General features: G+C 69.3%; 20 protein-coding genes. 12 read left to right on the top strand and 8 right to left on the bottom strand.

Annotated elements, in window-relative coordinates; all coding sequences use genetic code 11:
• Nucleotides 1-30: 30 nt before the first annotated feature.
• A complete protein-coding gene (locus KGD87_RS20000) occupies nucleotides 31-834 on the top strand; it encodes a hypothetical protein (RefSeq protein WP_284661862.1) in 804 nt (267 codons plus the stop codon).
• Nucleotides 835-848: 14 nt separating this feature from the next.
• Nucleotides 849-1673 (top strand): hypothetical protein, encoded by an 825-nt coding sequence (locus tag KGD87_RS20005; protein ID WP_284661864.1) that lies wholly within the window; start codon nucleotides 849-851, stop codon nucleotides 1671-1673.
• Between the two features lie 78 nt (nucleotides 1674-1751).
• On the opposite strand, the gene KGD87_RS20010 is transcribed toward KGD87_RS20005, so the two are convergent.
• On the bottom strand, nucleotides 1752-3122 hold the full coding sequence (locus tag KGD87_RS20010; protein ID WP_284661865.1) for a tail fiber domain-containing protein: 1371 nt from the start codon (nucleotides 3120-3122) through the stop codon (nucleotides 1752-1754).
• 251 nt (nucleotides 3123-3373) lie between these two features.
• Here KGD87_RS20010 and KGD87_RS20015 point away from each other — a divergent pair, with 251 nt between their 5' ends.
• From KGD87_RS20015 to KGD87_RS20025, 3 genes are all read left to right on the top strand, one after another.
• A complete protein-coding gene (locus tag KGD87_RS20015; protein WP_284661866.1) occupies nucleotides 3374-4789 on the top strand; it encodes an L-serine ammonia-lyase in 1416 nt (471 codons plus the stop codon).
• Nucleotides 4790-4912: 123 nt separating this feature from the next.
• Entirely contained in the window at nucleotides 4913-5485 is a 573-nt protein-coding gene (locus tag KGD87_RS20020; RefSeq protein ID WP_284661867.1) for an SRPBCC family protein, read from the top strand.
• A gap of 155 nt (nucleotides 5486-5640) precedes the next feature.
• Nucleotides 5641-7791 carry a catalase gene (locus KGD87_RS20025; protein WP_284661869.1) on the top strand — a complete coding sequence of 717 codons (2151 nt, stop codon included), beginning with the start codon at nucleotides 5641-5643 and terminating at the stop codon, nucleotides 7789-7791.
• A gap of 1 nt (nucleotide 7792) precedes the next feature.
• Here the strand turns inward: KGD87_RS20025 and KGD87_RS20030 are convergent, their stop codons facing one another.
• The 4 genes from KGD87_RS20030 to KGD87_RS20045 form a co-directional block, all read right to left on the bottom strand.
• Nucleotides 7793-8857, bottom strand: a complete 1065-nt coding sequence (locus KGD87_RS20030; protein ID WP_284661871.1) for a hypothetical protein — start codon at nucleotides 8855-8857, stop codon at nucleotides 7793-7795.
• A 93-nt stretch (nucleotides 8858-8950) separates the two neighbouring features.
• Nucleotides 8951-10663, bottom strand: a complete 1713-nt coding sequence (locus tag KGD87_RS20035; protein ID WP_284661872.1) for a sodium:solute symporter family protein — start codon at nucleotides 10661-10663, stop codon at nucleotides 8951-8953.
• A complete protein-coding gene (locus KGD87_RS20040; protein WP_163777280.1) occupies nucleotides 10660-10839 on the bottom strand; it encodes a hypothetical protein in 180 nt (59 codons plus the stop codon). The genes KGD87_RS20035 and KGD87_RS20040 overlap by 4 nt, the downstream gene beginning before the upstream one ends.
• Nucleotides 10836-13319, bottom strand: a complete 2484-nt coding sequence (locus tag KGD87_RS20045; protein ID WP_350099266.1) for a PIG-L family deacetylase — start codon at nucleotides 13317-13319, stop codon at nucleotides 10836-10838. Before KGD87_RS20045 ends, KGD87_RS20040 begins: the two co-directional genes overlap by 4 nt.
• A gap of 94 nt (nucleotides 13320-13413) precedes the next feature.
• On the opposite strand from KGD87_RS20045, the gene bshC reads away from it, so the two are divergent.
• From bshC to bshA, 3 genes are read left to right on the top strand one after another with little or no spacing between them, the layout of a single operon-like run.
• Complete coding sequence (gene bshC, locus KGD87_RS20050) at nucleotides 13414-15087, top strand: bacillithiol biosynthesis cysteine-adding enzyme BshC (RefSeq protein ID WP_284661878.1); 1674 nt, start codon at nucleotides 13414-13416, stop codon at nucleotides 15085-15087.
• On the top strand, nucleotides 15084-15890 hold the full coding sequence (gene bshB1, locus KGD87_RS20055) for a bacillithiol biosynthesis deacetylase BshB1 (RefSeq protein WP_284661880.1): 807 nt from the start codon (nucleotides 15084-15086) through the stop codon (nucleotides 15888-15890). Before bshC ends, bshB1 begins: the two co-directional genes overlap by 4 nt.
• Nucleotides 15887-17050, top strand: coding sequence for an N-acetyl-alpha-D-glucosaminyl L-malate synthase BshA (bshA, locus tag KGD87_RS20060; RefSeq protein WP_284661882.1), 1164 nt, complete (start codon nucleotides 15887-15889; stop codon nucleotides 17048-17050). Before bshB1 ends, bshA begins: the two co-directional genes overlap by 4 nt.
• A 22-nt stretch (nucleotides 17051-17072) precedes the next feature.
• On the opposite strand, the gene KGD87_RS20065 is transcribed toward bshA, so the two are convergent.
• The gene (locus tag KGD87_RS20065) at nucleotides 17073-17930 is read right to left on the bottom strand and encodes a DUF2911 domain-containing protein (protein WP_350099269.1); all 858 of its coding nucleotides are present in this window, start codon (nucleotides 17928-17930) and stop codon (nucleotides 17073-17075) included.
• Between the two features lie 219 nt (nucleotides 17931-18149).
• Between KGD87_RS20065 and KGD87_RS20070 the strand changes: the two genes are divergently transcribed.
• Nucleotides 18150-19442 carry an ATP-binding protein gene (locus KGD87_RS20070; protein WP_284661885.1) on the top strand — a complete coding sequence of 431 codons (1293 nt, stop codon included), beginning with the start codon at nucleotides 18150-18152 and terminating at the stop codon, nucleotides 19440-19442.
• A gap of 42 nt (nucleotides 19443-19484) precedes the next feature.
• On the opposite strand, the gene KGD87_RS20075 is transcribed toward KGD87_RS20070, so the two are convergent.
• Nucleotides 19485-20381: an AraC family transcriptional regulator gene (locus KGD87_RS20075; RefSeq protein WP_284661886.1), complete on the bottom strand. Its 897-nt coding sequence runs from the start codon at nucleotides 20379-20381 to the stop codon at nucleotides 19485-19487.
• A 25-nt stretch (nucleotides 20382-20406) separates the two neighbouring features.
• Here KGD87_RS20075 and KGD87_RS20080 point away from each other — a divergent pair, with 25 nt between their 5' ends.
• The 3 genes from KGD87_RS20080 (at nucleotide 20407) to KGD87_RS20090 (ending at nucleotide 22268) form a co-directional block, all read left to right on the top strand.
• Entirely contained in the window at nucleotides 20407-20721 is a 315-nt protein-coding gene (locus tag KGD87_RS20080; protein ID WP_284661887.1) for a hypothetical protein, read from the top strand.
• Entirely contained in the window at nucleotides 20718-21461 is a 744-nt protein-coding gene (locus KGD87_RS20085; RefSeq protein WP_284661888.1) for an SDR family oxidoreductase, read from the top strand. Before KGD87_RS20080 ends, KGD87_RS20085 begins: the two co-directional genes overlap by 4 nt.
• 207 nt (nucleotides 21462-21668) lie before the next feature.
• Nucleotides 21669-22268: a DUF1579 domain-containing protein gene (locus KGD87_RS20090; protein ID WP_284661890.1), complete on the top strand. Its 600-nt coding sequence runs from the start codon at nucleotides 21669-21671 to the stop codon at nucleotides 22266-22268.
• 1195 nt (nucleotides 22269-23463) lie between these two features.
• Here KGD87_RS20090 and KGD87_RS20095 read toward each other — a convergent pair.
• Nucleotides 23464-23589: a hypothetical protein gene (locus KGD87_RS20095; protein ID WP_284661892.1), complete on the bottom strand. Its 126-nt coding sequence runs from the start codon at nucleotides 23587-23589 to the stop codon at nucleotides 23464-23466.
• Nucleotides 23590-24003: the final 414 nt, after the last annotated feature.

Below are 24003 nucleotides of genomic sequence, written 5' to 3' on the forward strand. Positions count from 1 at the left end.
ATGCAACACGAGGTGATTCGCTTGAGAAACATGGTCGCAGTGATTGTCGCGGCAGTCGCGCTGGGGGCGTCGCAGGCCCTGGCCGCCGCGCCCGTGGAAGCTGGCAAGGTGTACTCCGGCACGGAGGGCGAAGAGGTGGCCGTGGTGCCGCTCACGCCTCGTTCCGACAAGAAGTTCATCCTGCGCGTGAAGGGCACGGGCTCGGAGTTCGACGGCCTGGTGTTCCCCTACGAGCAGAACGACTGGAGCACCCGCAGCACCGAGCAGTTCAACTACAGCACCCAGTGGCACGGCCGGAAGTACACGGCCCTGCACGTGCGGGACACGAAGTACGAGCTCTACGTGCCCGGCCGCCAGCGCTCCATCCGCCTGACCTACGACGAGAAGAAGACCGCCGCGTTGAAGCCGGAGGAGGTCTACGCGCAGCACCAGAAGCAGATGAAGGACGGCACCCTGACGAAGCTGATGGCCTTCGACCGCAAGGGCGAGGAGTCCGGCCACGACAAGGAGTATGCCGCCACCCTCCAGGAGATGAACAACGCGTGTGGCACGTCCGTGGCCGCCCGCATCGACTGGAGCAGCGTCAACGAGGACCTGCTCAAGGAGCTGAGCATCGCCAGCTACTGTGGCACGCCGCTGACCAGCCTCAAGGAGCTGTGCACCGCGTCCGCCATCGCGAAGCAGACCATCCAGGAGAAGGTGAAGCAGGTGAGCTGCCGCTTCGGCTCCGCGCTGGAGCCCAAGCTCGAAGCGGACCGCGTCATCTGGACGACGACCCGGGACGCCAGCAATCAGGACAAGTTCGCCACCAAGTTCTTCAAGCAGCACCTGTAGCCGGAGCCTTCACGATGCGATTCCAGCGTTTCGCCTTCGCGGCGATGTCGTTCGCGTGTACGGCCGCCATGGCGGCCGAGCCCATCAAGCCCCCCTGGGGCAAGGAGTCGAACCTCGGCGAGAAGATGATGTTGGAGGCCACGTCGGTGTGCACCGACGGCAAGGGCCACTACGTCGCGCTCACGCCCGACGACGAGGACACCAACGCCGTCCTCTACTACGGCGATGAGAAGCAGTTCGTCCAGGTGCCCCACCCCGGTCCCTACACGTCGCCCACGTCCTTCCTGGACCCGCGCTTCTTCAACAAGGGCGCGAACCCCAGCTTCCGCGGCATCGACTGGCGGGTGATGTCGAGCGTGGAGATGGACCGCAAGGAGCGCACCTGCTCCCTGGCGTGCGGGGAGAAGAAGATTCCCCTCACCATGCTGGACGGAGAGCCGGCCGCGGAGCTGCTGCGCAAGGCCACCTTCCAGCCCAACCCGCAGAAGTTCGTGCCCTACGCGCTGCTGCGCGACACCAAGGGCGTCTACTACTTCGTGGACCGCGGCTTCCATGAGGCCCAGAAGAAGAGCTACCGCGTCTTCATCGGGCCCCGTGGCAACCTGAAGTCCCAGAAGATGACCAACGTCATCTCCGACTCCGAAGGCGAGATCTTCTCCACCAAGCGCGGTGACCTCCGCTTGCTGCTCGACAAGGCGAAGCCCGCCCTGTGGATTGAAAACACCAAGCGCCGCCTGGAGCTGCGCCAGGTGCCCGTGGATGAGAACCTGCCGCTCATCTACAACGAGCTCGGTGTGTACGAAGGCGCCCGCCTGGGCACGCCCTGCGACGACCAGTAGCCGTCCGTCAACACCAGGGCCGGGAGCCGGCGTCCCACGGACGTCCTCCCGGCCCTTCGTGTCTCCAGCGTCAGCGGCTCACGGCCGCGGCAGCGACGCCGTCAACCGCGCCACGCTCGTTTTCAGCTCCGCCAGCTCCGCCTTGAGCGCGTCGAGCTCGGCGCTCTTCGCGTGCAGCTCCCGCGTCCGCCGCTCCAGCGCCTGGATGGCGGCCATGTTCACCCCGTCGATGTCGAGCATGCCGATGCTGGTGTCATCGGTCCCCAGGCCAAACGCGGCGCGGAAGTCCTGCGCCACGGGCCCCAGGTGCCGCACCTGCCGGTCCTCGCCCTTGTAGCGCCAGGAGGCCACGGGCAGCTTCGCCACCTTCGCCAGGAGGGCCTCCCCGTCGACGTGCCGGAAGTCCTCCTTCATGTCGCGGTCCGACGTGCAGGTGAACACCCCTGAGTTCGCCGGCAGGTCACACCCCGTCCCCAGGTCGGCGCGGGTCCTCAGGCGGACGCCCCCCGCCGCGCGCACCATGAACTGGTTGTCCGCGGTGCTGGTCGCGGTGGTGGTGGTCGACGCGTCGCCCCAGATGAACGAGCCCCTGCGGCCCTCCGTGGACACGCGATTGCCCAGCGCGACGCTGTAGTCCCCCGTTGCCTGGGCGCGGTACCCGATGGCCACGCTCCCCTGCCCCATCGCGCTATTGGTGTACCCCAGGGCCGTGGAGCCAAAGCCGCTCGCGGTGCTGGACGCGCCACTGGCGAAGCTCGCCGTTCCCGTCGCCTGAGTGGCCGAGCCGAAGCACACGGCCACCGTGCCGCTGGCCACGCACTGGTCCCCGAAGGCGAACGTGCCATACGCGCTGGCCTGGGTCCGGTTTCCGCCCGCCCACGAGTATTGCCCCACGTTGGCGTCGTCCCACTCATCCGTCATCACGGTGCCCGCGCGGAACGCTCCGCGTGACGGGGCCCACATGAGCCGCGTGCCACCGCCGCTGGTCGTCAGCGCCCCGTGCTCCGCGAACTCGCCGCGCGCCAGCAGTCCGCCGCCGGAATCCACCGTGAAGAGCGGCAAGGCGTCCCAGACCGGCTGGGCGCCGCTCGTGTTCGTGACACGGAGCAGCGGGACGGGAGACGCGACAGGCGCCGCCGCGTCGACGAACAGGCCGGACCGCGTGCTGGCCGTGCCCGCGAGCGACAGCGAGGCGTCCTGGGGCTGCGTCCCATTCTGGATGTAGCTCCCATTGCCCGGCAGCGGCGCACGCGCGTCGCTCAAGCGGGGGTCGCTCCCCTCCACAACGGTCCCCGGCCCCGCGCCATACGCGACGCTGACGACGTTGTTGTCGTCCAACCGGAGCCCCGAACCCACCTCCCAACTTTGGGCGGGTGGCCCCTCCGAACCACACCCCACGGCAGTCAGCATGATGCAGCTCAGCGCGGCGACCCGTCGTCTACGGTTCATGTCCTCTCCCGGTGTGGGCTCTGGGTATAAAACGACTTCATCCTGAGTCCTTCGCGAAAAGGGCCATACTTCCCAGGGGGATTCCGGGAGGCACGAGCGCTTCCAGGTCAGCCTGGACGAACTCGTCGAGGCCGTGCGCGAGCACCGCGTCTCGTTGGATGTCCAATGACGTTCATCCGTCGACGCGGTGACATGCGCGTCGGCGGGGGGACACTGGGACGGAAGTGGAAACGTGGCATGTTGCGCTCGCCATGGCCGTCAGCGTCTTCGACCTCTTCAAGATTGGTATCGGACCCTCCAGCTCGCACACCGTCGGGCCCATGCGAGCGGCGCGCACGTTCGCCCGGAAGTTGGCGGACACAGGCGTCTTGGAGCGGCTCACCCGGCTCAAGGTGGAGCTGTTCGGCTCGCTGGGCGCGACGGGCAAGGGCCACGGCAGCGACAAGGCCGTGGTGCTGGGCCTGATGGGCGAGACGCCGGAGGCCGTGGACGTGGAGGCCGTGCCCGCCATGATTTCCCGCTGGCGCGCGGAGGGCCGCGTGACGCTGCTCGGCCAGCGCGAGGTGACGTTCCGTGACGGCGAGCACCTGGTCATGCACCGCCGCCGCTCGCTGCCCTTCCACCCCAACGGCATGCGCTTCACCGCCTGCGGCGAAGACGGAGCGGAGCTGGCATCGGTCGTCTACTACTCCGTGGGCGGCGGCTTCATCGTCGACGAGTCCGCCGCCGCGGCGGGCAAGGACCCGCTGAGTAAGGACGCCACGCCGCTGCCCTTCCCCTTCCAGTCCGCCGCCGCGCTGCTGGCCCACTGCGAGCGCGAGCGCATGAGCTTCAGCTCGCTCATGCTCGCCAACGAGAAGACCTGGCGCGACGAGGCGGAGATTCGCGCCGGGCTGCTGCGCATCTGGGACGTGATGCAGGCCAGCGTGCGCCGAGGCTGCACCAGCGGCGGCATCCTCCCCGGTGGCCTCAAGGTGGAGCGCCGCGCCGCGGGCATGTACCAGAAGCTCATCAGCCGCCCCGAGGCCGGCCTCACCAACCCGCTGACCGTGCTGGACTGGGTGAACCTCTACGCCCTGGCCGTCAACGAGGAGAACGCGGCGGGAGGCCGCGTCGTCACCGCGCCCACCAACGGCGCCGCCGGCATCATCCCCGCCGTCCTGCACTACTACTGGCGCTTCGTGCCCGGCGCGAACGAGGACGGCGTGGTGCGCTTCCTCCTCACCGCCGGCGCCATTGGCGTGCTGTACAAGGAGAACGCCTCCATCAGCGGCGCGGAGGTGGGCTGCCAGGGTGAGGTCGGCAGCGCCTGCTCCATGGCCGCGGGGGCGCTCACGGAGGTCTTGGGCGGCACCCCGCTCCAGGTGGAGAACGCGGCGGAGATCGCCATGGAGCACAACCTGGGCCTCACCTGCGACCCCATTGGCGGGCTGGTGCAGGTGCCCTGCATCGAACGCAACGCCATGGCCTCCGTGAAGGCCATCAACGCCACGCGCATGGCCCTCTCTGGCGACGGGCGGCACTTCGTCAGCCTGGACAAGGTCATCCGGACGATGCGCGACACCGGCCGCGACATGAAGGACAAGTACAAGGAGACGTCGCGAGGAGGGCTGGCCGCCAACGTGCTGGAGGTGGCCAACCTGAGCGTGGGCCTCCCGGAGTGCTGAGCCGCCAGCCATCTCCGTCGTAGTCGCTACGCTGTGCGTGGGTTGCGCGGAGCGCCGGACACGCTTTAAGACGCGCGCCAGGAGCGCGGCCATCCCAGGCCGGCTCGTGAGGACCCACGCCCCATGCTCAAGAAGATTCTCGCCGGCCTCGCCGCCGCCATCCTGCTGTTCGTCGGCGTCGTCGTCACCCGCCCCGACACGTTCACCTATCAGCGCACCGCGGTGCTCCCCGTGTCCTCGGACATCGCCTTCGCGCTGGTGAATGACTTCCACCGCTGGACCGATTGGTCCCCCTGGGACGGCCTGGACCCCCAGCAGCAGCGCACCTACTCCGGCCCGGAGTCAGGCACCGGCGCGGGCTACGCCTGGGTGGGCAACGACCAGGTCGGCGAGGGCCGGATGACCATCACCGACAGCAAGGCCAACGAGCAGGTCACCATCAAGCTGGAGTTCATCAAGCCCTTCGAGTCCACCAACACCACCACCTTCACCTTCAGCGCCGCCGAGGGCGGCACCCAGGTCGTCTGGGCCATGTCCGGCGAGAACAACTTCGTGAGCAAGGCCATGTCCCTGTTCATGGACATGGACGCCATGATTGGGAAGGACTTCGAGAAGGGCCTGGCGACCCTGAAGGACGTCGCCGTGGCCGACGCGAAGAAGCACGCGGAGTCCGTGGCCGCGCCCGCCGTGCCGTGATGCCCGCCTGACGCCATGAGGTCCGAGCGCGCGGTGGTGGACACTGCCACGCGCGCGAGTGCCGACTCGCCGACGTCCCCCAAAGCCTCGTGGCCCGGGGAGGCCCCCACCAGCGTAGACGGCGCCTTCACCTCTCTCGTTGGCGACAGGCCCCCATGAAACTGCGCAAGCCCTCGGCGAAGAGCCGGCCCACCACGCTCAAGAGCGAAAGCCTCGAACCCCACCGCATGCACGCGGAGGGGAAGGTCCTCACCACGGACCAGGGCATTCCCATCTCGGACACGGACAACTCGCTGAAGGCTGGCATCCGCGGCCCCACGCTCCTGGAGGACTTCCACTTCCGGGAGAAGATGATGCGCTTCGACCACGAGCGCATCCCGGAGCGCGCCGTCCACGCGCGCGGCGCGGGCGCCCACGGCTACTTCCAAGTCTATAAGTCGCTGGAGAAGGTCACCCAGGCCCGCTTCCTCACCGACCCGTCGCTGCGCACGCCGGTGTTCGTGCGCTTCTCCACCGTGGGCGGCTCGCGTGGCTCGGCGGACACCGTGCGTGACGTGCGCGGCTTCGCCACCAAGTTCTATACGGAGGAAGGCAACTTCGACCTGGTGGGCAACAACATGCCCGTCTTCTTCATCCAGGACGGCATCAAGTTCCCGGACTTCGTCCACGCCGTCAAACCCGAGCCGCACAACGAAATCCCCCAGGCGTCCTCGGCGCATGACTCGCTCTGGGACTTCGTCTCGCTCGTCCCCGAGACGACGCACATGGTGATGTGGCTGATGTCGGACCGCGCCATTCCGCGCAGCTTCCGGATGATGGAGGGCTTCGGCGTCCACACCTTCCGGCTGGTCAACGCGGCCGGCAAGGCGAACCTCGTCAAGTTCCACTGGAAGCCGCTGCTGGGCAACCACGCGCTCGTGTGGGACGAGGCCCAGAAGCTGTCCGGCAAGGACCCGGACTTCCACCGCCGCGACCTCTGGGAGTCCATTGAGCGCGGGGACTTCCCCGAGTACGAGCTGGGGCTGCAAATCATCCCCGAAGGCGACGAGCTCAAGTACGGCTTCGATTTGCTGGACGCCACCAAGCTGCTCCCCGAGGAGCTGGTGCCGGTCCAGCGCGTGGGCAAGCTGACGCTCAACCGCAACCCGGACAACTTCTTCGCGGAGACGGAGCAGGTCGCCTTCTGCGTGGCCAACATCGTCCCCGGCATCGACTTCACCAATGACCCGCTGATGCAGGCGCGGCTCTTCTCGTACCTGGACACGCAGCTCACGCGGCTGGGCGGCCCCAACTTCGCGGAGCTGCCCATCAACAAGCCGGTGTGCCCCGTCACCAACCACCAGCAGGACGGCTTCGGGCGGCAGACGATTCCCACGTCCCGCGCCAACTACCATCCCAACTCCCTGGGCGGCGGCTGCCCGGTGCTGGCCAACCCCGCGAGCGCCTTCCGCCACTTTCAGGAGCGCGTGGAGGGCCACAAGATTCGCGCGCGCAGCGGCAGCTTCAGCGACCACTTCAGCCAGGCCACCCTCTTCTACAAGAGCCTGTCGAAGCCGGAGCGGGAGCACCTGGTGGCCGCGCTCGAGTTCGAGGTTGGCAAGGTGGAGCGCGTGGAGATTCGCGAGCGCGTGGTGAACCAGATTCTGGTGAACGTGGACCCGGAGCTGGCCGTGCGCGTGGCGCGCGCCGCGGGCGTCACGCCGCCCAAGCCCACCAGGCCCCCCAAGCCGTCCAAGGCCCCGGGCCAGAAGGCGGCGCTCTCGGTGGAGACGTCCCCGGCGCTGAGCATGGAGCGCTCGCCGCATGACTCCATCCGCACGCGCAAAATCGCGGCGCTGGTGTCGGACGGGTTCTCCGGCAAGGAGCTGGACGGCGTGCGCAAGGCGCTGGAGGAGCGCGGCGCGACGCTGGAGGTGGTGGGCCCCACGCTGAGCCCGGTGACGAGCCAGGAAGGCCGGGAGGAGCGGCCCCTGCGGACCTTCTCCACCGCGTCCTCGGTGATGTACGACGCCGTCTACGTGCCCGGCGGCGAGCGGAGCGTCGCGGCCCTGCGGCGCGTGCCACTGGCGGTGGACTTCGTGCGCGAGGCCTACGTGCACTGCAAGGCGCTGGCGCTCTCCGCGGACGCCAACACCCTTTTGGACGCCGCGGGCGTGCGCGACCTGGAGGCGCCTCCAGCCAAGGGCCTGGACGCCACGCGCGGCGTCGTCCGCAGCGCGAAGGCGGAGACGAAGGGCTTCGGCCAGCTCTTCGCCGAGTCCATCGCCCGCCGCCACTGGGAGCGTGAGGCCCCGCCCCCGGCGTAGCTCAGCCGCCCGCCCCCATCCGCCCCGCGAGCAGGCCCAGCACGAAGGCCAGCATGGCCAGCAGTCCCGCCCAGAGGGGCGGGACGCCCTTCGCGCGGGCGGAGGCGGAAGGGCCCGCGACGCGCACCGCGCCCGCTTCCTCGGGGACGATGACGCGGACCTTGATGACGGCCTGGATGAGCACCGCCTCGACGTCTGAGAGGAAGCGCTCGTACTCCTCGGCCCGCAGCTCCAGCGGCTCGCCGTGCTGGAGCGCGTACCGCTTCGCCACCGCCTCGAAGTTGCGGAGCTGGGCCTCCCGCTTGGACACGTCCACCCAGCCGCACGTCAGCGAGGTGCCCACGCCCTTGCGAGGCACCAGGGAGATGGCCTGCCGCGCCAGCTTCCCGCCCGCGGTGCTGGGCCCCTCCGGCTCGTCGATGCGCAGCACCCGGTGAGGGCCCCGGCCATACATCTTCGTCGACAGCGCGTCGCGGAGCTGCTCGGCCAGCAGCGCCGAGTGGTTCGCGAACATCGTCCGCAGCGCGGGCGCCTCCTCCTCGGCGGCCACCACCTTCGCGCCCAGGGGCTCCAGCGGGCTCAGGCGCACCACGCCCACGCTGGCGGGGGCCGCGCTGGCCTTCAGCGGGCTGGCGCGCTTCTCCGGGGCCTTCGTCGCCGGGCTCCCGCGCGGCCTGGGGGGCTTCGGAGGCATGACGTCCGTGTGGACCTCGGTGGAGCGCGGCGCTGGCGGCTCGGTCCGCGCGCTCCCGGCGACGCTGCCCGAGCGGCCCGCCCGGGCGGGTGGGACGGGCTCCATCCGCGTCTCCAGCGCGGGAGGCTCCAAGGGGGGCAGGTCCTCCTCCGGGGAGAAGGACGCCACGGGGCCCATGCGCGTCTCCTCGGTGAGCGGCTCCACCGGGCCCATGCGCGTCTCCTCGAAGCGGGGCTCCACGGGCCCCAGGCGCGTCTCCTCGGGGCGCGTGAGGAGCGGAATGTCCCGCGTCGCGTCCTCGTCCTCCTCCGGCGCGATGCGTGGCTCCTCGGAACGCCCCGGGCGACCGGGCCGCCTCTTCCCGTCAGACATGTCCGTCCCTCTCCCGGACGAGCATACTGCAAGGCCGGGCCGGCGCCCCTTCCCGGACGCCTCCCGACCTTCACCGCCCTGGGCGCCGCGGACTCAGGCCGCCGTGGCCGGGGCCGGCGTCTCGCCGCGCGGCAGGACGGCCTGCATCACCAGGCTCAGCACCACCACCAGCGTGCAGCCGATGACGTTGAACCAGAGGTAGCCCACGTCGGAGAGGAAGAAGAGGGCAATCACCGACGCCTGGGAGATGACGGCCGCCGCGAACACGGCGTGGCCGCGCACCTGTTTCACGAAGAAGGCCACCAGGAAGATGCCCAGCACCGTCCCGTAGAAGATGGAGCCCAGGATGTTGATGGCCTGGATGAGGTTGTCCAGGAGCGACGCGAAGGTCGCGAAGGCCACCGCGACCAGTCCCCAGAACACGGTGAACAGCTTGGACGCCACCAGCACGTGCCGGTCCGAGGCGCCGGGCTGGAACACCCGCCGGTAGAAGTCCACCGTCGTGGTCGTCCCCAGCGCCGTCAGCTCGCTGGCGATGGAGCTCATGGCCGCGGACAGGATGACGGCGATGAGCAACCCGAACAGCCCGCTGGGCAACCAGCGCTTCACGAAGGCGATGAAGATGTAGTCCGAGTCCTTCGTCTCCGCGCCCGGGAGCGCGCGCGCCACCATGTCCTTGGCCTCCTGCCGGACCGCGCTCGCCTGCTGCGCCGCGCCCTGGAGCAGCGCCCGCGACGCCTCGCCGGCCGCCACGTCGCCCGACTCGACGGCGGACAGATAGCGCTCCACCTCCACGCGCTTGCCGGACTGGACCTGCTCCCACTTCGTCTCCAGCGCGGCGTACTCGGCCGCCTGCGCCGTGCCCTGCACGCGGGTGCGCAGCGTCTCGTTGAAGAGCAGCGGCGGCGTGCTGAACTGGTAGAAGACGAAGACGAGAATCCCGACGAAGAGGATGAGGAACTGCATCGGGATTTTCAGCACGCCGTTGAAGAGCAGCCCCAGCCGGCTCTCGGCGATGGAGCGGCCCGTCAGGTAGCGGCCCACCTGGGACTGGTCCGTGCCGAAGTACGACAGTGACAGGAACAGCCCGCCCGTGATGCCGGACCAGAAGTTGTAGCGGTCCTGCATGTCGAAGTCGAAGCTCACCAGGTTCATCCGGCCGAACGCGCCCGCGACGTCCACCGCCTTGCCGAACGACACATGCTCCGGCAAGCGCCAGAGGATGACCGCGGCGGCCACCACCATGCCGCCCATCATCACCACCATCTGCTGCTTCTGCGTCTGGCTCACCGCCTTGGAGCCGCCCGTCACCGTGTAGAGGATGACGAGCGCGCCCATGGCGATGACCGTGGGCTCCAGCGGCCAGCCGAGGATGGTGGAGAGGATGATGGCCGGCGCGTAGATGGTGATGCCCGCGGCCAGCCCGCGCTGGATGAGGAAGAGGAAGGCGCCCAGCAGCCGCGTCTTCAGGTCGAACCGCGACTCCAGGTATTCGTACGCGGTGATGACGTTCAGCCGGTAGTAGATGGGCACGAAGACGGCGCTGATGATGACCATCGCGATCGGCAGTCCGAAGTAGAACTGCACGAAGCGCATTCCGTCCTCGTAGGCCTGCCCGGGGACGGAGAGGAAGGTGACGGCGCTGGCCTGCGTGGCCATGACGCCCAGGCCAATGGTGGGCCACTTCAGCTCACGGCCGCCGCGCAGGTACTCGTCGCTGGTGGATGTCCCTCGGGACTTCCAGAGGCCCCACGCCACGATGGACGCAATCGTCCCGCCCAGGACGAGCCAGTCGAGCCCCGTCACGCGTACACCTCGGTGACCACCCAGAACAGGGCGACGAACAGGACGAAGGTGCCCAGCACCAGGAGGTAGATGTTGCGCCACGAGCCCAGCAGCGGCGGCGCGTCATCGAGCTCGGGCCGGTGCGCGGGGGCGTCGCCGACGGGCTCACGAGGGGTCAGGTTGGGGGCGGTGCTCATTGAGAGAGGATGTTGGCTAGCAGGCGATAGGCGCCGGGGACCCCGGCGGGGAGCTGACGGAAGAAAGCGAGGCCCGTGTAGACGAACGTGCCCTTGCCGTGGCGGGCGACCAGCAGCGAGCCCTGGAGCGGCGCCTCGCCGGCGTCGTGCATGGCGAAGACAGGCTGGTAGCGAGCGTCCCACGACGACGCGAAGTAGAGGCCGCGCTCCTGCACCCAGCCCTCGAAGTCCGCGGCCGTCAGCGCATTGGGCGCGCGCAGCAGCGGCTCATCGGCGCGCAGCGGCGTCATCACCGCCGCCTCATGCGTCACGCGCTCGCGGCCAAGCTCCAGCGGATAGGGCCCGACGAAGGACGTGAGTGGCCCCACGCGGCTGTTGGTGTTGTACTGGACCACCAGCCGCCCGCCGCCTTCCACGTACTGGAGCAGCCGCTCCCGGTGGACGATGAGGTGCGGGTTGGCGTTGAAGGCGCGCACGCCCACGAGGATGGCGTCGAAGCGCTCCAGCTTCTCCCGGGCCAGCCGCTCCTCGGGGAGCAGCGTCACCTCGTAGCCCACCGCGCTCAGGCTCTCCGCGACGCGGTCGCCCGGCCCGGGGATGTAGCCGATGCGCTTGCCCTTCATGGCCAGGGAGAGCGGCACCACCGTGGCCGTGGAGGGCTGGCGCACCGTCAGCGGCGGAATGTGGGGATAGGACACGGAGCGGGCACGCCAGGACCAGGCGCGGTCCCCCACGTCGACCTCCACGGAGAGGTCACCCTTCTGGGTCGCCCCCCGAGGCGGCGTCACCTGGAAGGTGAGGGTGCGCTCGTCTCCGCGCGCCGCGAGCTTGAACTCGACCGACGCGGGCTCCACGCGCCAGCCGGGCGGCGCCACCACCCGCACCGTGCCCGGCACCTGGTCCATCCCCGCGGCCAGCACCACCGGCACGGCGCGGGGCTCGCCGTTGGGGAACATGAGCACGTCCTGCGCCAGCGTGGCGGTGACGGGCGGGACGACCTCGAAGTCACAGTAGAGCTCGCCGCGCACCGGGTCCGTCCAGACGTAGACCACCGGACGCACCGCGCGGAAGCGCCGGCCCGCGACCTGGTATTCGAACGCCACCGACAGCGCGGGGACGCCCTCCGGCTGGCCGGTGAGCGCGCGGTCCTCGCCCTCGAGCGTGTAGAGCCCCCCGGTGACGGGCTCGCGGAGCCAGTAGGGCGTGGAGATGGGCGCCGTCACCGGCAGCGTCACCGTGCGCGACAGCTTCATGGGCACGTTCGCGCCCAGCGCCTTCCCCACGGCCTCGGGCTTCTCGCCCGGCAGCGTCAGCCCCACCCACTCGACGGCGGCGGGCGAGCGGTTCAGCGCCACCACGTCCAACGCCACCGGCAGCCCCGGGATGCCCATGGGCGCGGCGGCGCGCACCTCCAGGAACAGGCCCGCGCAGGCGGCGATGAGCGCCTCCGTCTCACGCAGCTTGGGCGCCTTCCACGGGTGGGTGTCCGGCAGCGCGGTCAGCGCCTCGTGGACGCGGACGAGCGCGGGCAGGGCGCGGTGAGGGGCGCGCGCGTCGAACGCCTTCGTCGCGGCGGCCACCGCGCGGGACACCGCGGCGGAGTCCTTCCAGCGCTTCCAGGAGAAGTCGAGCCCCTCGAACACGTCGCGCTTCGGGAGCGTCCCCGCCAGCGGCGTGAAGTACTCCGCGCTGGGGCCCCGGTCCGCGGCCTGGCCGAAGCCCTGGCTCTTGTGCTGGCTGCGGCTCTCCGCGGCCACCTCGCCCCACGAACGCCCGAGCAACGCGTCGTAGCCGCCCACCTCCAGCTTCACGTAGCGGGACAGGTCCTCGTCGGGCTTGAACCACCACGAGGAGGCGTTCTGCAGCAGGCGGTCCGCCTTCCACGGCTTCACCTCGGAGAGCTGCTCCGGGAAGCGCTTCGGGTCGGCGGCGGCGATGAAGGCCTCCGCCGCCAGCAGCGCGGAGGCCGTGTGGTGGCCGTGGTTCGGCGGCTTCGTGGTGAAGCGGGTGATGATGACGTCCGGCTGGAAGCGGCGGATGGCGAGCACCACGTCCGCCAGCACCGCTTCATGTCCCCAGATGCGCAGCGCCTCTTCCGCGCTCTTCGAGTAGCCGAAGTCCCGCGCCCGCGTGAAGAACTGCTCCGCGCCGTCCACGCTCCGCGCGGCGAGCAGCTCGTGCGTGCGGATGAGCCCCAACAGGGCGTCCTGCTCGGTGCCGATGAGGTTCTGCCCACCATCGCCGCGCGTCACGGACAGGTACCCCGCGCGCAGGCCACGTTCTCCCACCAGCCACGCGAGCAAGCGCGTGTTCTCGTCGTCCGGGTGGGCCGCGACATAGAGCACGCTGCCCGTCACGCCGAGCCGCTTCAGGCCCGCCGCGATTTCACCCGCATGGAGCTGCCGGGGAGGCCGCGCCACCGCCGTCGACCCGATTCCAAGGCTCATGGCCAGTGTCATTCCGAGGAGCAGGTTCCGCATTCGGGCGGACCCTATAACAGGCCTCTTCCTCGCGCGCGGCTCACGTTCGCTCCGGGATGACACCCGCCGCCACGGCCGCACACGACGTGCGAGCATGCACTTCCGGTGGCGCGCCCGCCGTGACCTGTTATCACGACATGCCGTGACGTCCTCGTTCTCGACCGCGTGGCTTCGCGGAGATGCGTCCGCGCTCTCCTTCCTTCCCGACGACTATCGACACCGTGAAGCGCGCGCGCGGGCCGTGGCCGCCGCCGCGTCGCGCACGGTGTCGCCCGCGCTGATGGACGTCCTCGCCGCGCAGAACGCGCGCCTCGCGCCCAGTGCCGCCCGGGAGCGAAACCTCGCGCTGCTCGCGCGGCCCGGCACCGTGGCGGTGGTGACGGGGCAGCAGATGGGCCTCTTCCTGGGCCCGCTGTACACGCTCTACAAGGCGGCGTCCGCCATCGTCACGGCGCGCGCGCTTCGGGAAGAAACCGGCCGGCCCTGTGTTCCCGTCTTCTGGCTCCAGACGGAGGACCACGACCTCCCGGAGATTGACCACTGTGTCCTCCCACGCCCGGCCGGAGGGCCCTGTCGCCTGGCGCTCGAGCTTCCGGATGCAGCAGCGTCTCGAGCGCCCATCGCCCATCGCCACCTGGGACCGAGCGTCCTCCCCGCCCTGGCCACCCTCCGCGCCGAGCTGGAAGCAGAACCCCACGCGGAGGAGTTCCTCACCCTGCTGGAGCGGGCCTACCGTCCCGAAGCCACGCTCGCGGGCGCCTTCACCGACGTGCTGTCGTCCCTCTTCGCAGACGAGGGACTCGTCTTCCTCGACCCGCGAGACGCACGGCTGGCGCCGCTGGCCGCGCCCGTGCATCGCTTCGCCCTCCAGGAAGCGGAGGCACTCTCCTCCGTGCTCGCGGCCCGCGCGGAGGCGCTCACCCGCGCGGGCTACACGGTGCAGGTCCACGTCCGCCCGGGCTCGCCGCTCAGCTTCTTCTCTCCGGATGCGCTCGATGGCCCGCGCTACCGGCTGGACCCGGTGGAAGCGGGCGCCTGGAGTCTGGTGGGCCACCCGGAGCAAAGCGCCATCACCCAGGACGCGCTGCACGCGGCCCTGGAGCGAGAGCCGCTGCGCTTCACCACGTCCGCGCTGCTGCGTCCTCTCCTCCAGGACACCTGGCTCCCCACGGCCGCGTATGTCGGTGGCCCGGGCGAGCTGGCCTACTTCGCGCAACTGGCGCCGCTGTACGCCCACGCGGGCCGGCCGATGCCGCTCGCCATTCCCCGGGCCCGCTTCCGCGTGCTCGATGACCGCGCGCGCCGGTGGCTGGGCAAGGTGGGGCTCCAGCCCGATGAGGTGAACGTGCCGCGCGACACGCTGCTCACGCGGCTGGCCACGCGTGATGCACCGGAGTCGCTGGAGACGCCCGAGGCCCTGGAGGCCCGCCTCTTCGGCGCGTTCTCCTCCGAGCTGGAGCGCGTCGCCGGACAGGTGTCGGCGGTGGACGCGAACCTCCAGGACGCGCTGCGCCGCACCCAGGGCACGGTGCGGGTCGCGGTGTCCCGGCTGACGGGCCGCTACCGCCGCGCGCTCGCCCGGCGCGATGCCACGGCGGCCGAACAGGTGGACCGCCTGCGCACCTTCCTCTTCCCGGAGGACGCGCCCCAGGAGCGCGTCCTCGGGCTGCCCTACTTCGCCTGCCGCATCGGGACGCGCGCCTTCACCCGGTTGGTGCTGGACGCGTGTGTCCCCTTCTCCGGTGACTCGAAGGACCTGACGCCATGAGCGCGAATGGCACCGCCTACGGCATCGACGTGCTCGCCTTCGGCCCCCACCCGGATGACGTGGAGCTGTTCTGCGGCGGGCTGCTGGCGAGCATGGCCACCCGTGGCTACCGCACCGGCATCGTCGACCTGACGCGCGGCGAGAAGAGCTCGCGCGGCACGCTCCAGTCCCGCGCGGAGGAGACGGAGGCCGCCACCCGCGCGCTGGGCCTGGCCCACCGGGAGAACCTGGAGCTGCCCGACGGCTGGCTCAATCCGTGGGCGGGCTTCGACACGCCCGAGCCCGAGCGCGCCCGCACCGCCGCCGTGGCCCGCGTGGTGGAGGCGCTGCGCCGCCTGCGTCCGGAGCTCGTCGTGGTGCCGTGGGAGCAGGAGCGGCACCCGGACCACGAGGCGGCCAGTGCGCTGGTGACGCGCGCCCTCTTCTTCGCGGGCGTGCGCAAGTTCGACGCGGAGCCCGCCGCGGAGCCCTTCACGCCGCGGCAGGTCCTCTACTACCCGCTGCGGCACCTGGCCGAGCCCAGCGTCGTCGTGGACGTCTCCGCCGTCTACGAGCGCAAGCTGGCGGCGGTGCACTGCTACGCCAGTCAGGTGCAGCCCCGCCCGGACGCACCGCCCACGCTGGTGGGTTCACCGCTGTCGCTGTCGTCGCTGGAGGCCAGGGATCGCTTCTATGGCGCGCGGATTGGCGTCACCCACGGCGAGCCCTACGTCCTCCGCGAGACGCTGGGACTGGCCGACCCGCTCGACCACTTCCGCAGGAATAGCTTCGCCCGGCCCCTGTTCTTCCCGGCGCGCCCATGAACGCCCCGCTCAACGTGGCCATCACCTGCTTTCCGACCTTCGGTGGCAGCGGCATGGTCGCCACGGAGATTGGCCTCGCGATGGCGGACCGGGGCCACCGCGTCCACTTCATCGCCCGGGACTTGCCGGTACGCCTCCATGGCGCGAACCGGAAGGTCGTCTTCCACGAGGTGACGGAGAGCGACTACCCGGCGCTCCAGCAGTCCAGCACCTATCCCATCGCGCTGGCGTCCAAGATGATTGAGGTCGCCAGCTACGAGCGCCTGGACATCCTGCACGTCCACTACGCGGTGCCGCACGCCACCGCCGCGTGGATGGCGCGCGAGGTGCTGGGCCACAGGGCGCCGCGCGTCGTCACCACGCTGCACGGGACGGACACCACGCTGGTGGGAATCGACCCCAGCTACCTGCCGATTACGCGCTTCTCCATCATGCGCAGCGACGCGGTGACGGTGCCGTCCGCCTACCTGCGCCGCGCGACGTGGCGGGGCTTCGACATCCCAGAGAGCGTCCCCATCGACGTCATCACCAACTTCGTGGACACCGCGCGTTATGCACCGGTGAGAGACCGCGCCTGCCTGCGCGCGCTCTTCCCGGCCCTGCGCGACCACGAGCCGGTGCTCGTCCACGTCTCCAACTTCCGGCCGGTGAAGCGCATCACCGACGTGGCCGCCATCTTCACCGAGGTCCACCGCCACCGCCCCTGCCGGATGGTGATGGTGGGAGACGGCCCGGAGCGCTCGCCCGTGGAGCGGATGCTGCGGGAGAAGGGCCTGGAGGGCCGCGTCGCGTTCCTCGGCAAGCAGGACCGCTTCGAGGAGCTGCTCGCCGCCTCCGACGTCTTCCTGCTCCCCAGCGAGCAGGAGAGCTTCGGGCTCGCCGCGCTGGAGGCGCTGAGCTGCGGCATCCCCGTGGTGGCCAGCGACCTGGGCGGAATCCCGGAGCTCGTCACGCACGGCGAGACAGGCTTCCTGGCGCCGCTGGGCGACGTCCCGGCCATGGCCCGGCACGTGCTCACGCTGGTCGAGGACGCGGAGCGCTGGCAGGGCTTCTCACAACGCGCGCGGGCGCGAGTCCTGGAGCGCTTCCAGAAGGAGCCCGCCGTCGACCGCTACGAGGCGCTCTACCGCCGGCTCCTGACGGGGCCCCTCCGTCGTTGAGGAGCCCCGGGAGCGCAGCGGGCTACTTCTTGTTCTTCCACTCCGCCAGCGCCTTGGAGACCCGGTCACGGTAGGGGAAGTTCTTGTCCTTCTGCCCCAGGTCCCACGCGGCCTGCGCGGCCTTGCGGGCCTCCGTGTACTTGCCCATGCGCGACAGGACGTCCGCGCGAATCCAGTGGGTGTACCAGGTGGCGTTGGCGGCCACGGCCGCGTCGGCGTGCTTCAGCGCGGCGGCGTAGTCCTTGCTGTTCTCCGCCACGTAGGAGGCCGCGCTCGCGTGCATGCTGGCCGTGCTCTTCTCCGCCTGCTCGAGGTTGGCCTTCGCGAGGGCCGCCGTGTCCACGGTGATGGGCACGGAGACGCGCAGCTGCTCCCACTCCAGGTCCAGTCGCGTGCCGGTGTCCGTGGTGTCGGTGAAGAGGTACGTCAGGCGCTCGCGCGCCGGAATCGCCGTGGTGGTGGCGTTCACCGAGGCCACGTCCTTGGAGGCGTCATAGGGCGCGCCGCCCCGCCACAGGCCCAGGTCCGAGTTCAGCATCACCTTCCAGCCCTTCTGCGAGGGCAGGCTGACGATGGCGTAGGAGCCCGCCGGGACGGCCTTGCCGCCGAAGGTGACGGGGTGGCTGAAGGTAATCTTCGTCGCCGCGTTGGCGCCGCTGCGCCACGCTTTGTCGTTGGGGACCAGCTCTCCCCAGACCTTCCGGCCCTTCACGGCGGGGCTGGAATATTCGACGGAAATCTCCGAGACGCCCACCTCCTGCATCACCTTCGCCGCGGGGCTGGGGGCCGGCAGCTTGAGTTGCGCCAGCGCGGGCATCGCCGACAGGGTCATGAGCGCGGAGGCCATACAGCCGAGAAGCTGGTTCTTCATCGTCCTCACTTCATCCTTTCCGACCCGGGAAGGGTCGCAGAGCCGGTGGAGTGTATAGACGAGGTCTGGCTCCACCTCACGTTCCACCTTGGCCCGCACCGCGTCATGCGGCTTTCGGCCAGGGAGGGGCTCGGGCGCCCTCTACATACGAAGGGAGGTGGACATTCCGTGACATTGCGTGGTTCCTCCACGCGCCCACCCTGGCCATGCTGCGCGCCGAGGAGACCCATGAAGCTCACGCGGCTCGAGGTCCACCACTACCGGAACGTCGCCCCTGGCACCTCGCTGGTGTTCAGCCCGTCGCACAACCTGGTGCTGGGAGAGAACGGCACCGGCAGGACGACGCTCCTGGAGCTCATCTCCACGGTGCTGGGGTCGGACTTCTCCGGCCTCCTCCACGAGCCGTTCGCGCTGGAGTATGAACTGGCGTTCCCGGGCATGAAGCTGCACGTCTTCGTCCGGAACGAGCAGAACGCGCCGGCGCCGGACGCGGAGGCGCCGCCGCGAAAGGGCGCCGCGCTGATGACGCTGCGCACGCCGGCGCTGGAGTCCTCGCTGCACCCGCGCATCGAGGTGGACGTTCGGTTCCATTCACCGTCGGCCAGGTTGGTGATGCGCGCGGACGCGGCGGGCATGGACTGCAAGGTGGACGGCGAGGCGGTGTGGTCGCGGAGCATGCACTGGTCGCTGCTGGACCGGTCGGTGTGGACGCTGCTGTTCATGACGGCGCAGTACATCGACGCGGGGATGAAAGACCGGCTCAAGGAGCTGCTGCGCCGTACCTTCTTGCTGGCGCCGCAGCGGTTCGATGAGGCGCTGGGGATGTTCGAGCGCATCGGCGCCATCCGCTACGCCATGGAGGTGCGGGACGGCGAAGTGTTCCCGCTGGGGCTGATGGCGCTGCCCACGTGGATGCCGGGGTGGCTGCGTGAGCGGATGGAGCAGCCGTCGGTCACGGACGTGCTGGAGCTGACCCACGACGCGCGAGAAGGCAGCTTCCTGGCGAAGTTCGTGGCGCTGGCGGGCTTCGAGGCGGGCCGCTTCCGAGTGGAGGTGCTGGAGAAGCGCTCGTTCGAGAACGGAGGGCGCGTGGGCTTTGGGGGCTTCGGCTTCGAGTTCACACGGCGCGACGGCCGGGTGATGACGCATGAGGCGCTGGGCTTCGGGCAGAAGCGGCTGCTGTCGCTGCTGTACTACCTGGATGTGAACGAGGACTTCGCCATCGCGGATGAGCTGGCGAATGGCCTGCACCCGCGCTGGGTGGAGGCGTGCATGCGGGCGCTGGGGGCGCGGCAGGTGTTCCTCACCAGCCAGAATCCGCTCCTCTTCGAGCACACGCTGTTCCCGTCGGCCGAGGTCCTGCGGGCCTCGCTGCTGTTGTGTGGCAACACCCAAGAGGACGGACCGGAGCGCATCGCGTGGAGGAACCCCACGCACGAGGCCGCGGGCCGGCTCTTCGACGCGCACGGGCTGGGCGCTCACCCGCTGGCGGAGCTGCTGCGCCAGCAGGCGCTCTGGTGAGCCATCACGCCCGAGCACAGGCTCCGATGCGGGGCATACCGACTAGCTTGCCCGTGCATAGCGTCCCGGAGACTGGCCCACACGTCGACTGAACGCCGTGCTGAAGGTGCTCGCCGAGCTGTACCCGACGCGCTCGGCGACCTCGGCGATGGCGAGCTCCCGGCGGCGAAGCAGCCCCCTCGCGACGGCCATCCGCCAGTCCAGCAGGTACTCCATCGGGGGCAGCCCCACGGTGCGCGTGAAGCGCTCAAAAAACGCCGAGCGCGAGAGCGCCGCGCTCTTCGCGAGCTGTGCCACCGTCCACTGCCGCGTGAGGTGGCCGTGCATCTGCCGTATCGCGGGTGCGAGCCGCGCATCCGCCAGGCCGCGCAGGAGCCCCGGGGGCGCGTCGTCGCTCGATGTCGACCGCAGCGCCTCGATGAGCAGCAGCTCCACGAGGCGCGAGAGCACGAGGTCGCGGCCCGAGCGTTGCTCGCCCGTCTCGTCGCCGACGAGTCGCACCAGCACCGAAAGCCGCTCCACGCCTCGCACGTGCACCATGGCCGGAAGCAACGACACCATCAGGGCCGCGTCAGGGGAGTCGAAGATGAAGTATCCGCCGAGCAGACGCACGTCAGGACGGCCGCCACGCGTGCCGTGCCGCACCTCCCCCTTCGGCGCGGGCGTCGTCTTGGGATTGATTCGCTGGAGTGCCACCGGTTCGAAGCCGGACATGGCGAAGCCCGGCGTCGCCGGCAGGAGCACGAAATCGCCTGCCTCGAGCGTGATGGCGGGCTGGCCGTCGACAGCGAGTCGGCAGCGCCCTTCGAGCACGGCGCAGAAGCTCGGCTGGCCAAAGTCCGAGTAGCGAACACCCCAGCGGCCCGCGCCGCTGATGCCCTTTGAGAAGACGGCTCGGGGTTGAAGCAGGGCAATGACTTCCGAGAGAGGGTCGGTCATGGGTAGAGAGGTGGCGCGGTACTGTATGCCCGGACGCTCGCGAAAGAAATACGGACTGTACATGGTGGAGCGTCCTGTCGGCCGCAAGTACCTTGGGATTATCGACGCCGCGCGAATCGCGGCAATGCAAGGAGTCGACATGAAAGCAACGTACGGATTCCGGGCGCCAATGACTGCGCTCCCGGGGCGCGGTGATGAACTGGCGGCCCTGTTGCTCACCGCGACGAGCGGCACGGGCCCACGGGCGCAGGCGCTTCTCGCCCCGCTCGTCACTGGAGAGACTCGGCATCAGGACGAAGTGCCCCTCGGCGGCAAGCTCAACGTGGGAGGGTTGTCATGAAGACGGTGCTCATCACGGGTTGCTCCTCCGGCTACGGACTTGAGACCGCGCGCCATTTCCATGCGCAGGGCTGGAACGTGGTCGCGACCATGCGAACGCCACGCGAGGACGTCCTCCCCCGGTCGGAGCGGCTGCGCGTGGTGCCGCTCGACGTGACGAACCCCGAGAGCATCGCGGCGGCGCTGGAGGCGAGCGGCCCCATCGACGTGCTCGTCAACAACGCGGGCATCGGGCTCATGGGGGCCTTCGAGGCGACGCCGATGGCCACGGTGCGCGACGTGTTCGAGACCAACGTCTTCGGGGTGATGGCGATGACACAGGCGGTGCTGCCCCTGTTTCGCGCACGCAAGTCAGGAGTGGTCGTGAACGTGACGTCCAGCGCGACGCTGTCGCCGATGCCGCTGGTGGCGGTGTACACCGCGAGCAAGGTGGCCATCGAAGGGTTCACGGCGTCGCTCGCGTTCGAGCTCGAAGCCTTCAACCTGCGCGTGAAGCTCGTCGAGCCGGGCTATTGCCCGAGCACCCGTTTCACGAGCAACGGCGGCCCTCGCATGGAAGGGCTGTTTCCTGAGCCGTATGCGCCTTTCGCACAGCGCATCTTCGCTTCCTTCGGACAGCCGGCCGCGGTGACGCGCGAGTCCGACGTGGCCGAAGCGGTCTGGCTCGCCGCGAACGACACGTCGGAGCAGCTCCGTTTCCCCGCGGGTCCTGACGCCGTCGCGCTGGCTCGGTCTGCGTGAGCAGGTTCAACGATGCATGGACATCGCTCCGCGGGTTTCTGCTGCTCGGCGTTGGCTGGCGCTCCGAGCTCGCGCTTGGGAGTTGACCCGCTCCAACCAAGAGCACCGTAGGATCCGCCGAATCGGGCGTAAACGGCGCTCTATCCGCATGGCGATTGACCGCCTTAGATGCAACTCGGCTGCACAACTGCTCTGCCCGAGGAATGCATGTTCATACGTCCGTCCGCCTTCATGTTCGTCGCCATTGCCGGTCTGCTCGGATGTCGAGGCAGCGCTTCGAAGTGGCCGGAAGACCCCACGGCTGTCCCAATGGGCGGGCAGGCGCCTGCCGCTGCCCCCAGCGCTGTCGCTGCGGAAGCCTCGACCTCAACGGTCGAGTCCGCGCGGGTTGACTCCGCCAAGGCCCTGGCGGGGACGTGGACCTGCACCGGTTCGGTCCATGGGCCAGGTGGCGCGAGCCCCAGCGAGGTCACCCTGGATGTCAGGCCCGACCTCGACAAGACATGGCTGCGAACCGACTTCGCGGTGTTGTCCGGCGAGTACAAATACAAATTCACCTCGTACCGCACGTTCGACGCAGCATCGAGCAAGTGGGTGAATGTCATCGTCGACAACCTGGGCGGTCACGCCAAGGCTTTGTCCACGGATGGCATCACCTGGCTCGGGGAGTCGAGCGGCCCGATGGGCGAGATGAGAATCCGGGACACAGAGCATGTCGTTTCGCCAGGCATGATGAACATGCGTGGCCAGTACTCGCTGGATGGCCGGACCTGGAACACCGGGTACGATTTGTCCTGCAAGAAGTGAGAGTCGAGCACCTTGAACGCAGCCCCTCTCACGCGCCGCCGACACACCACCCCTCGAAGGACTCCCACCCTTCGGGAGGCGCTGGAACACCCAGCGCGGCCAAGCACTCGCGGGCCTGAGCGTTCCAACCGGGCTCCATGAGGATGCCGGGAGGAGCGCCTTCCAAAGATTCAGCGAGCGTCTGCACTTTGGGGGCTGCAGCCCGGAAGCGGTCCGCATCCAGACTCCCCTGCGCCGTCGCGCAGAAAGCAGTGAGCGCAGCCATACGGGACTGGAGCGCTGCACGGAGCTCCTCGGGCGAAGCCTGCGTGCACCACCTCGCATAGAGGCGAGGCGCAGCCAGCACCGTCAGCAAATTGAGCGCCTCTGCCACCAAGGCAGCATCCCGCGCCCACGAGGCATCAGCCACAGAACGGCCCCAGGCGAGCATTGAAGAGCAGCGTCTTGCCCGTGACGGAGTCACTGCTCATGCACGCGAAGGTTCCGCATGAGCTGTCGGCAACCACAAGACCCCGAGCATGCCGATTCGCATCACCAGTCTCGATAGCACCGTTCTCTCCTGCGATTGCACTTGTGCCACATTCAGGCACACGCTACCTGAACCCGGGGGGCCCCGTGGACAAACAAGGCCAGGAGGTTGACAAACCCTATGCCTTCGTTGCCGGACACCCGGTCGGCCAGCACCGCCAAATTTCATAGTGCAGTCGGACTGACGTACGCCAACAGCAGGCGCGACGAAGCAGCGCGTCACCGCGAACCTCAGGCGTCCAATGGAACCGGGGCAGGCCCAATTCCGCTCTGCTTTCTTCATTACACCAAACGGATGCGGATATCCCAAGCACGGCAACTCAACGAAGCCGCCCATGAAGTCAGACCCAGCAACGAACCAGGTCGACTCATTTCCCTTTTCCTTATTCTCAATTCCAGTTCAAAACTGGCGACCTCCCCCTACCCCGAGGCATCCCATGCGGAAGCTGTATGTCTTCGCTGTCCTGATGACCCTTGCCAGTTGCGGTCCAGGCTCCGAGCACGGGCAGGACCCGCTCATGCACACCCAGGAGCAGGCCGTCACGAGCGGCTGCTACGTCACAGTGTTCTGCTCCGACAACACCAGTCGCAGTTGCTCGGGCATGAGCACCTGCTCTGCCTCGCAGACCGGGAACCCTCCCAGCGTCACATGTGACGGGGTGTCGAGCTACTGTTCGCCGCCTTCGCCCACCAGTTGCACCATCGGCGGCGTGACGTACAGCGCCGGGACCGTCAACTCCAGCAACATCTGCCTGGAGTGCGACCCCGCGCGCAGCACCACAAGTTGGTCCAACCGGTACTCCTTTTGGCAGACCAACACCTGCAGGCCGCTTGGCCTCTGCGGCGGTGGCGCCTGCCTCGGGATGGCGTGCGACGAGAACGCGGACTGCCACTCTGAATGCCTGGATGGCCAGTTGGTGTGCGCGGGGCCATTCTGAGCATTGCGTGTCCAGAGTCATCGCGGTGAGCGCCTCTGGCCCGCCCTTCCGGCATGAAGCTCCACGCGCTTCGTGCCGGAGGGGAAGGAGGACCTGTCGCCCCGGACTCGCGGGGCAGACTCTTGAGCAACCGCGGAGGCTCACCCTGCTCAGCGCCGGCATGAACTCTCGTCCGGAGCGGCGCGAGCGCCCGCCTCGCACACTGCCACCCAGAGCAGGTGGCGAAGGTGGCACGCCTGTCCCGCCGCGCCACGCGTCACGCTCTTTCG

It is taken from the genome of Myxococcus sp. SDU36 (assembly GCF_030168875.1).
GTDB classification, from domain to species: Bacteria; Myxococcota; Myxococcia; order Myxococcales; family Myxococcaceae; genus Myxococcus; species Myxococcus vastator.